Annotated in this window: 10 protein-coding genes and 3 pseudogenes; 3 read left to right on the forward strand and 10 right to left on the reverse strand. The window is 60.5% G+C overall.

Annotation, left to right across the window (positions count from 1 at the left end; translation table 11 throughout):
• From CA833_RS19800 to CA833_RS19840, 9 genes and pseudogenes are all read right to left on the reverse strand, one after another.
• A complete protein-coding gene (locus CA833_RS19800; protein ID WP_207080899.1) occupies positions 1 to 510 on the reverse strand; it encodes a hemerythrin domain-containing protein in 510 nt (169 codons plus the stop codon).
• A gap of 156 nt (positions 511 to 666) precedes the next feature.
• Positions 667 to 1,368, reverse strand: a pseudogene (locus tag CA833_RS19805) (SDR family NAD(P)-dependent oxidoreductase); the annotation flags it as partial.
• A 37-nt stretch (positions 1,369 to 1,405) separates the two neighbouring features.
• Positions 1,406 to 2,017, reverse strand: coding sequence for a UPF0149 family protein (locus CA833_RS19810; RefSeq protein ID WP_142635965.1), 612 nt, complete (start codon positions 2,015 to 2,017; stop codon positions 1,406 to 1,408).
• The gene (locus CA833_RS19815; protein ID WP_185928620.1) at positions 2,014 to 3,522 is read right to left on the reverse strand and encodes an IS66 family transposase; all 1,509 of its coding nucleotides are present in this window, start codon (positions 3,520 to 3,522) and stop codon (positions 2,014 to 2,016) included. Before CA833_RS19815 ends, CA833_RS19810 begins: the two co-directional genes overlap by 4 nt.
• 92 nt (positions 3,523 to 3,614) lie before the next feature.
• Positions 3,615 to 3,968, reverse strand: a complete 354-nt coding sequence (gene tnpB / locus CA833_RS19820) for an IS66 family insertion sequence element accessory protein TnpB (RefSeq protein WP_142635969.1) — start codon at positions 3,966 to 3,968, stop codon at positions 3,615 to 3,617.
• On the reverse strand, positions 3,965 to 4,408 hold the full coding sequence (locus CA833_RS19825) for a transposase (protein ID WP_142635971.1): 444 nt from the start codon (positions 4,406 to 4,408) through the stop codon (positions 3,965 to 3,967). The genes tnpB and CA833_RS19825 overlap by 4 nt, the downstream gene beginning before the upstream one ends.
• An 85-nt stretch (positions 4,409 to 4,493) precedes the next feature.
• A pseudogene (locus tag CA833_RS19830) lies at positions 4,494 to 4,580 on the reverse strand (oxidoreductase); the annotation flags it as partial.
• Positions 4,581 to 4,697: 117 nt separating this feature from the next.
• Positions 4,698 to 5,891 (reverse strand): zinc-dependent alcohol dehydrogenase, encoded by a 1,194-nt coding sequence (locus CA833_RS19835; RefSeq protein WP_207080900.1) that lies wholly within the window; start codon positions 5,889 to 5,891, stop codon positions 4,698 to 4,700.
• Positions 5,891 to 6,484: pseudogene (locus tag CA833_RS19840) on the reverse strand (SRPBCC family protein). Before CA833_RS19840 ends, CA833_RS19835 begins: the two are co-directional and overlap by 1 nt.
• Positions 6,485 to 6,786: 302 nt before the next feature.
• Here CA833_RS19840 and CA833_RS19845 point away from each other — a divergent pair.
• Positions 6,787 to 7,692, forward strand: coding sequence for a Ku protein (locus tag CA833_RS19845; protein ID WP_207080901.1), 906 nt, complete (start codon positions 6,787 to 6,789; stop codon positions 7,690 to 7,692).
• A 3-nt stretch (positions 7,693 to 7,695) separates the two neighbouring features.
• Positions 7,696 to 7,956: a hypothetical protein gene (locus CA833_RS19850; RefSeq protein WP_207080902.1), complete on the forward strand. Its 261-nt coding sequence runs from the start codon at positions 7,696 to 7,698 to the stop codon at positions 7,954 to 7,956.
• 4 nt (positions 7,957 to 7,960) lie between these two features.
• Here CA833_RS19850 and CA833_RS27025 read toward each other — a convergent pair whose 3' ends face one another.
• A complete protein-coding gene (locus CA833_RS27025; RefSeq protein WP_242526549.1) occupies positions 7,961 to 8,386 on the reverse strand; it encodes a KTSC domain-containing protein in 426 nt (141 codons plus the stop codon).
• Between CA833_RS27025 and CA833_RS19860 the strand changes: the two genes are divergently transcribed.
• Positions 8,375 to 9,283 (forward strand): GNAT family N-acetyltransferase, encoded by a 909-nt coding sequence (locus tag CA833_RS19860; RefSeq protein WP_242526550.1) that lies wholly within the window; start codon positions 8,375 to 8,377, stop codon positions 9,281 to 9,283. The two genes, CA833_RS27025 and CA833_RS19860, sit on opposite strands and share 12 nt — an antisense overlap.
• The last annotated feature ends 31 nt before the right edge of the window (positions 9,284 to 9,314 follow it).

A 9,314-nucleotide genomic window follows, 5' to 3' on the forward strand; every position in this document is an offset into this window, starting at 1 on the left:
TTATGTTGTGACAAGGTTGACGGCAGTGGGCTTGGCTGCCGGCAATCCGCCCGATTTCGCCATCGCCAAGAGTTCGGTTTTGCGCGCCAACATACGGTCCCGCAGTTCAACGAGATCGACGTCTGTCTTGCGGCACTGTGCGAACATCCCCTCGGAGGGCATTTCCTCTTCGTGGACATGGTGCTTGATCTCTTCCGACAGCACCTTGACCTTGGCTGCAAAGAAGCTGTCTTCGGGCGCGGCGGCCTCGATGTCATTGATGAGAATCTTGGCGCCATCGTGTTCGACATAGGCTTCATCGAGAGTGTCATCTTCGATCTTGCCGCGGAAACTGGGGTAGAAGATCTCTTCCTCGATGGCCGTATGGATCTTGAGCTCAAGGCATATCTGATGGGAGATTGATTTCTTCTGCGAAGAACTTTTGGCGCTTTCAAACTTGTCGAAGAGTTCTTCGACTTTTCTATGATCGGCCTTCAGCAGGGCAATCGCGTCGGTGAAGGAATCTGTCATGGGATATCTCCGTTTTTTTAGTTATCTGCTGGTTAAGCGCGTCCCGGGCGGACTCGTTCCCCGAATTCGGCGTCCTTCGGCTCGCTGGATCCCGCGGGGATTAAAAAAAGAGGAAGGGCGTTAAAGATCGAGGCCCTGACCGCTTTTGTCGCGGGACTAATGCGCGCTGCCTGGCTCGGCCATCTTCCGGTGCTGTTCGGCGAGCATAGACTGAGGGACGACGCCGGCTGCCGCCACCTGCAACTTGTTGAACCAGCCAGAAACGACCGTGCCCTTTCCGGCCTGCAGCGCGTCCCAGCCATCCTTGGCGACTTTCGCAGGATCGGCCTTGCTGTCGTCGGCCCCGACATCGGTATCTTTGCCAAGCCCGGCACGGTCGAAGAAATTCGTATCGGTGACGCCTGGCATGAGAGTAGTCAGGGTAATGCCATCAAGGTCCTTCAGCTCATTGCGCAGCGCTTCTGTGAAGTTGTCGACGAATGCCTTGGTGCAGTTGTAAACGGCATTGAAGCTGCCGGGGATGAACCCGGCGATTGATCCCGTCACAAGTACCTTGCCGTCGTTCCGGGCGGCCATCGACTTCAGAACGCTTTGCAGGAGATAAAGGGTTCCGGTCAGATTGGTGTCGATAACATGCCGCCACTCGGAAACCTCCTGGTCGAGAAACGCATGGCCCAGGCCGTGGCCGGCATTGGCGCAGAGCAAGTCGATCTGCCGGCCGGTGGCACGCACGAGCAGAGCGTCGACGCCTTCGAGAGTTGATAGATCGGCCTCCAGAGTTTCGACCGAGACGCCGAGCGCCTCCAACCCCGCCTTGGCATCGCCAAACGAAGTGTCGGCGGCCAACAACAGATCGTAGGTTAGCGGTGCGAGAACCCCACGTTGACGCTGCTGGTTATCGGATTTCGATGTTTCGGGCGCCGCCGATGCTGACGTGAAGCATCTCGACCAGCTCTGGAACGATTTTCCAGGATTGAGCCAGGATCTCGCCGGCCTGGCCGCGTAGTGCGTTCTGGCGTTGATCCTCGGGCATCATTGTCGTGCAATGACCGAGGATGGCGGTCAGTGGGTGGCCGATTTCCGGATTGGATATGTGCGGCTTCCAGTCGTCGATGCTGAGCCGCATGCCGAGGTAGAAGCCATTGGCGAAGTCCTCCAGGAGAACTTCGCCAGCGTCCGTGCGCATGTAAATGGGGGCATAGCGCTTCGGTCCGCCGGACAGGGTCGCGCCAATCTGGCTATACCGCTGGAAGATCGTGTTGCGGACAGCCTCCTCGATACTGCCATCCGGCGCCCAGGCGATGCCGTCTCCGACTATGGGGCGCAGCCAGTCTTCGGGAGGAATGAACTGGGGCGATACGACAAGCGCGGCGAGATAGCCGTCGATCATCGATACGCCCGGCATCGGATGCTCGCGAGTGGCCAGCCATTCCTCAAGCTTTTCATGCGTGAGGATGCGCGCTCTTCTGGGCTTCTTTGGGCGCTTGAAGCGACTGGTGCTACTCATGCGGCCAGTCGCATAGCGGTCGGTTCAGCGGGGCGCCAGTTCCATGCCAGGAGCTGCTCGAGATCATTGCTGAGGACTTCACCCGAGACCATCCGGGCCAGCACATCGTTCAGCCAGGTGTAGGGATCGAGCCCGTTCAGTTTTGCTGTCTGAAGCAGGGAAGCGAGCACCGCCCACGTATGGGCCCCGCCTTCGTTGCCGGCGAACAGACTATTGCGGCGTCCGATTCCAATCGGGCGCATTTGCCGCTCGATCATGTTGTTATCGACCTCGACGCGGCCATCTTCGAGGAACAGGTTGAGGCCGCGCCAGTGGCCCTGAGCATAGCGGATGTGCCCAGCCAGATCCGAGACCTGCGAGACGCGCGGCAAGGTATCGTCGAGCAGCGCCTTGAGTTCCTCCATGATCGGCCTGGACTTCTCCTGCCGCGTGAGCAGCCGGTGCTCGGCACTGGTGCCACGGATTTCCGCCTCGATCCGATAAATGCGACTGAGCAGAGTGATGATCTGCGCGGTGATCGGCGATCGGGTGCTTTTATGAAGGTCCACGAAGCGTCGCCGCAGATGCGCGAGGCAGAACGCGAGCCGGATATCTCCGGACAACTCGTCCGGGTTCTCGAAGGCCTTATAGGCACGATAGCCATCGACCTGGAGCACGCCCTGATAGCGTCCAAGCTGCTCGGATATCGTGCGATGGCTTCGGGAACGGGCATGGACATAGCACACCGCCGGCGGTGCCGGACCATTCCAGGGGCGATCATCGGTTCCATGGGCCCAGAACTGGTCGATGCGGACTTTGCCGTTGCCACCTCCAACCACAGGCATCCGGGTTTCATCGACGTGGATGCGGGGATGACTATGGATTGCCCGCAGTTGCAGATCGTAGAGGCCTTCGAGCCACCAGGCTGCGCACTTCAGCCAGCGTGTCAGCGTCGATCGATCAATCTGCAGGCCATGCCCTGCCAGCATCTGGGCCTGGCGATAAACCGGAAGATACCATGCGAAGCGCTGTGTCACGATCCAGGCGATCAGCGAGGTTGTCGCCATTCCGCCTTCGATCATCCTGCGCGGCGCCGGTGCCTGGACGATGCCGCCCTCACAGGTCCGGCAAGCGTACTTGGGGCGGACGGTCGCAATCACACGCAGGATGGCCGGCACGATGTCGAGCGCCTCGCTCACGTCCTCGCCGATTTTATGCATGCCGCCCTGACAGCAGGCACACTGCGTGCTTTCAGGTTCGATGACGTGAATGATCCGGGGCAGATGCTTGGGTAGAGCGCCGATGTTGCGCCTGGCACGAGGCTTTACCCCCATGGGCATCGGATCATCGTTGGCTGCTGGCGCCACGTGAACGGCACTCAGGTCCCCCAGATCGAGGCACCCTTGCTCGTCCAGAACGACGCGCGCTTTTTCGGAGCGCGAACCGAACAACATCGCCTTATAGGTCTGCAACAGCCTGGAGGCCGCCGCGAGTTCGGCCTCCAGTTCCGCCACCCGGCGGGTCATCGCATCGAGTGCGTCAGCCTGATTTTCCGGGGGTCGGGTCACCCGATTTTGTTAGCACACAATCGCGCAAAAACCCATAAAAACCGGCACTTTCACCCTGCCATGTCGGGCTTTTTTATCGGGTTTTCCTCAAGGCGGCGCCAGTCCATTCCGCCCAGCAGCAGCGTCATCTGCGCCGAGGTCAGCTTGATCACCCCGCCTGTCACGGGCGGCCAGAAGAACTTCCCAGCCTCCAGCCATTTTGTCACCATGATGGTTCCGGAGCCGTCAAAATGCAGGAGCTTCAAACGGTCCATCCGCTTCGACCGGAACACGAAGACATCACTGGAATAGGGATCTCGGCCCAACTCGTTGGCCACCAGCGAGGCGAGCCTGTTGATACCGGCCCTGAAGTCGATCGGGCCCGACACCAGCACGACTTTCAGATCGCTGCGCCCGCCGATCATCGCTGACGCAGCGCCTCGCAAACAACCCTCAGGACGCCCGCGTCCACCGCGCCGCGCACCACGACGTGGGCGCCGTCGAACCCAATCTCGAGACTGCCTTCCGGAGCCCGCGTGCCATCGTCGACTTCCAGCGGCACAAACGAGATCGGCTCCATCGCCGCCCGGTCGCGCACCGTTCGCCGCCAGTAATGGAGCAAGCCCGGGCTCATGCCATGGCGCCGCGCCACCGCGCTGATGTTGGCGCCCGGCTCAAAGCTTTCCGCAGTGATCCGCGCCTTCTCGTGTGCATCCCACCGTCGGTTGCGCTTCTGCGGGCCCAGGATTGTCGCTTCGGCTACATCCGACTTCGCACTATGCGGCACACCGTTCCAATGCGTATTCGCACACCGTGCCGCACTGTTTAAATCGCCGTTCAAACCACTGGCGTCATCATCGAGCATCTTGCCATCTCCGCTGCCAATTCAAAGGCAGGGTCATTGGCTCAGCAATCAGCGCCGTCTACGTGGGGCGCTCGCATCGCTAACGATCGTAGCCGTCTTTGGCCGCGAGCTTGGCCAGCTCAAGGCCAATGCCGCTAGATGCGCCGGTGATCACAGCAAATTTATTCGTCATGGGTTTCTCCTGCAGACAAGATTCGAACGGCCGCCGAATGGCCGGCGTGAGCCGGAAGCCACTCGGGACCGGCCGTTAGTTCCGCGACCTCGGGGAGGGCCGTAGCCCTCCAACTCGTCAAGGCACCCGCGCGAGGTCGAGGCCAGGCTTCAGTACGACCTTGGTCACCTCGTTCTGCTTGTCATGGAACATCTTGTAGCCATCGGGCGCCTGCTCGAGGGGCAGACGGTGGCTGATGAGGAAGGTCGTATCGATCTTCTCTTCCATGATCGCATTCAGCAGCCCGGGCAGGTAGTGCTGGACGTGGATCTGGCCGGTCTTGAGCGTCAGGCCCTTCTCCATGAATGCACCTAGCGGGAACTTGTCGACGAACCCGCCGTAAACTGCCGGCATCGACACTCGGCCTCCCTTTCGGCACGCCAGGATGGCCTGCCGGATCGAATGGGTGCGGTCGGTTCCCAGAAACGTGGATGCTTTGATCTGGTCCCAGACATTGTCGGCGAAGAAACCGTGCGCCTCGAGCCCGACCGCATCGATGCAGGCATCGGGTCCGATGCCGCCGGTCATCTCCATCAGAGCCTCATAGGTCTTGGTCTCTTCGAAGTTGATCGTTTCGGCTCCGAACTTTCGGGCGAGTTCAAGCCGGTGCGGAAAGTGATCGATGGCGATGACCCGCTCGGCGCCCATCAGAAACGCCGACTGGACGGAAAACAGCCCGACCGGGCCGCATCCCCAGACCGCTACCGTGTCGCCCGGCTCGATCTCGGCATTCTCCGCTGCCTGCCAACCGGTGGGCAAAATGTCGGATAGGAAGAGGACCTTGTCATCTTCAATCCCATCCGGAATCACAATCGGCCCGACGTCGGAAAACGGGACGCGAACATATTCCGCCTGGCCGCCGGCATAGCCTCCGGTCATGTGGCTGTAGCCGAAAAGGCCGGACATGGGCTGTCCGTAGAGTGTCTGCGCGATGTCCTTGTTGTCGGCGGGCAGGCCATTGTCGCATGCAGAATACTGATGCTTCGAGCAATGGAAGCAGGATCCGCAGGCAATGGTAAAGGGGACGACCACGCGTTGCCCCTTCTTGAGCGTGGAATCCTTGCCGATCTCGACGACCTCGCCCATGAATTCGTGGCCGAGGATGTCACCCGCCTGCATCGTCGGTATGTAACCGTCGTAGAGATGAAGGTCCGAGCCGCAGATCGCGGTGGAAGTGATCTTGATGATGGCATCGCGTGGATTGAGAATTTCGGGATCATCGACGGTGTCGACGCGAACGTCGTGCTTCCCGTGCCAGGTCAACGCGCGCATCAGGCGTTCTCCTTGTCGAGCTGTTTGCGAGTGCGCGCCGCAGTTGCGACCTCGCCGGTTTCCATGAATTGCTTGAAACGCCGCAGGTCGCGCCGCGCCTGGATGGCGGGCTCACGCTGGAACATCTTTGCGACGATCTTGCCGACTAACCCTGCCGGCGGATCGTACAGGATTGTCGCCGTCACCCAGGTACCTCGGCCACCGGGCGCATCGCTGAACTCGATCCGGCCGCTGTTGGGAACGTCGGCGCCTTCTTCTGTTGTCCATGCGATGAGTTCGCCCGGCGTTTCTTCGGTAATGACGGAAGTTCATTCGACCGAGCGCCCGCCCGGTGCCCGAACCGTCCAGCGAGATCGCCCGCCATCCAGATTTTCTACGCAAATGACGTTGTCGAGAAATTTGGGGAGGTTCGAGAAGTCTCGCCAGACGGCAAAAAGGTGGTCTCGCGGGCAATTGATCGTAACGGTCTTGCTGGAAAGAGTGTCACCTTTGGCCTCATCGAGCTCGCTGGCGACTCTCTGCGCCCTTCTGCCGTCCTTGGCGGTGGTCAAGGGGGCATCGTCGTGCCCCGTGCGATCGCGCACGTCGCCCATTCACTCACTCCCACTGGTCTGAAAATCGGCTTCAAGACGGCAACGCTTTTGACGCCGCATTAGTCGCCGCAGTCTGTCCGTTTTGCGATAAAGCGGGGCAAGGAGCCGCCCGAATATGCGGAGGTTAATTCAGGTTACTCGCCAGCGTCGCCACGCAAGCGCCGGGGTGGACGTTTTCTGAGGCAAGGAGGATATCTGTCGATGCGGAGGCGGGGTGGCAGATGCGATGATCCCGCCCTCGAAAGCTCCGGAACGACGCGGCGATCCGCGAATTAAAGAAGTCTGCCCGAAGGAGAGGACAGATGGCTGCACGTCCATACTGGAAAGGCCAGATCCGCCTGGCGCTCGTTTCGATCCCTGTCGAGATATATTCCGCCACTAGGAGCGGAGCCACGATCGCCTTCAATCAAATCCACGAGCCTTCGGGCCAGCGTATCAAATATGAAAAGGTCGTGCCCGGCATTGGTCCAGTGGACGTCGAGGACATCGTCAAGGGCTTCGAGTATGCCAAGGGAGAGTATGTCCTGCTCGACGAAAAGGAGATCGAGGGCGTCAAGCTCGAGAGCAAAAAGACCCTCGAGCTAACCCAGTTCGTCGACGCGCATGATGTCGACATGATCTATTTCGAAAAGCCGTATTACGTCGTGCCGGCCGACGATCTGGCAGAGGAGGCGTTCATCGTCCTTCGCGAAGCGCTGCGGCGCACCCGCAAGATAGGGTTGGGGCAACTCGCCATGCGCGGCCGGGAGTACGTCGTCAGCATCAAAGCCTGTGGGCGCGGCATGGTGATGGAGACGCTGCGCTACGCCGACGAGGTAAACAAGGCGACGAGCTATTTTCGCGACATCGGCGATACGGATCCCGACGAGGAGTTGCTCGACCTGGCTACCACGCTGATCGACAAGAAGACCGGCAAATTCGACGCGGCCGAATTTCACGATCGCTATGCCGATGCCTTGAAAGAGCTCATCGAGCGAAAAAAGAAGGGCAAGACGCTCAACATCGATTCCGACGACAGCGGCAAGGATCCGCGCGGCTCGAACGTCGTCGATCTGATGGCGGCGCTCAAAAACTCGCTCGGCAGCACGGGCAGGGCGGCGACCAAAACGACTGCCAAGAAGCCAGCCGCCAAGAAAACTGCGAAGCCCGCCGCCAAGAAACCGGCCACCAAATCGGCTGCGAAGCCATCGACGCGCAAGCGGGCCTGAGCCGTGACGGAAAGCCTCGACCATCCCGCCCCTGCGCTTGGGGACGATGATGCCGCTTTTGCCGAAGGGGCGATAACGCTTTGGGCCAACCTCCTGACACTGATCGGCACGCATCTTCGCGAGACAGGCATGCCGAGACAGGAGGTGCTTGACATGCTTGCCATGCTGCACGAGACAAATGAGGAGACCATCCGCTCGCCGCGCGCCCGCGCGGTGGCATCGCGGCATCTGATGTCGGTTTATCGTGCACTTGGTGAAGCCTGATCGCTCAGCCATTTGGCCCGAAGCGCTTGCGCCCGGGATTTCGCAGGTGCCGGAAATGGTCCTTGATACGCGCGTTGAAGAATGTCCCCGCAGAAGGCGCTCTGCAGAACGCCTCAAAGAGGGGTGCAGGCACGTCGTAATAAAGATAATCGCCGGTCTGGTAGAACGAGATCCTGAGGGTCCCTGCCTCGTCGTCGTAGGCGATTTGATCGATGATCGAGGACTCAGAGAAACTATGCGTGCGCATATCATACCGAGCGCACGGGGCAGCGGCTCGTTCCCGGCTCAGCCACGATCCGACTGCATTGCCGGGAAGACGGCCAATGCTGAGTTCGAAAGTCGGCAAAAATCCTACTTCGGGCCAGTCGCCGAGGATTTCCAGTAAATGGCGTCGGCAAGCGACGATCAGCTGCGCGCGATGGCGCAGCATCGCGGGCTCAAGCTGCTGCGCTCCAGGCGGCGCAAGCCCGGCGTCGGTGACTACGGTAAGTATGGGCTGGCTGATGAAAGTGGAAATGCCCTTCTTGGTGTCGGCGAAAACGGGCTAACCGCGAGCGCGCAGGATATCGAGGACTTCCTGCGCGAAAGCGAATTTGGCACATGGAAGCAATCCGCTGAGACGACGCAGCAGCGCCCACGACCGCCGAAAAAGCCTCCGGAACCCGAGCCCGACGATGAAGATGCACCTGTTCGGCGGCGCTCCGGGCAGCGACTGCGCCGGCGGACGGCGTCTGGTGCGGATAATCCGCCGCCTGGCAAAAAGGACCTAGCAGGTGGAACCCGCCCAAAACCGGCTTTGAGGCTAGTTCCCCAATCCGGACCGGCGCAAGAGAAACTATCCCAGCTCACCGAAAAGCCCAGATCAAGGAACGAGTCCTCACTGGTACCCGTACCCGACCCAGTGCTGGTTGTGCGTTCAGCCGCCACCGCCGATAGCGAGGAACTGGCGGCGCTGCTCCATCAGCTCTCGGGCGTGGCGATTGAGCAAAGTGAGGTGGAAAAAAATCTGGCCATGGTCCGAAAGGCGAAGGCCGGGTTGATCGTCGCCGAGCTCGGCAAGGTGATCGGCTGCTGCCAGTGGTCGATCATTCCCGCTGTCCATCGCGGTGCCCTGGGCCGTCTGACCGTGCTTGTCGTCGATAAAGCGCATCGGCGGCGGGGCATTGCAACGGCCATGCTGGCCGCGGCGCAGAAGGCGCTGGCGAAGGCTGGATGCAAGCAGGTCGAGGCGCTTAGCGATATCGCGATCAATAACAGTCACAATTTCTTTCGCTCGCTCGGCTTTGAACAAACAAGCTATCGTTTTGTCCGCGACCTCGGCGAATAGGGAAGGGCGGCGAGGGAACGAGTTCGGCTCC

Origin of the sequence: Novosphingobium sp. KA1 (assembly GCF_017309955.1) — a bacterium.
In the GTDB taxonomy this organism is placed as follows: domain Bacteria; phylum Pseudomonadota; class Alphaproteobacteria; order Sphingomonadales; family Sphingomonadaceae; genus Novosphingobium.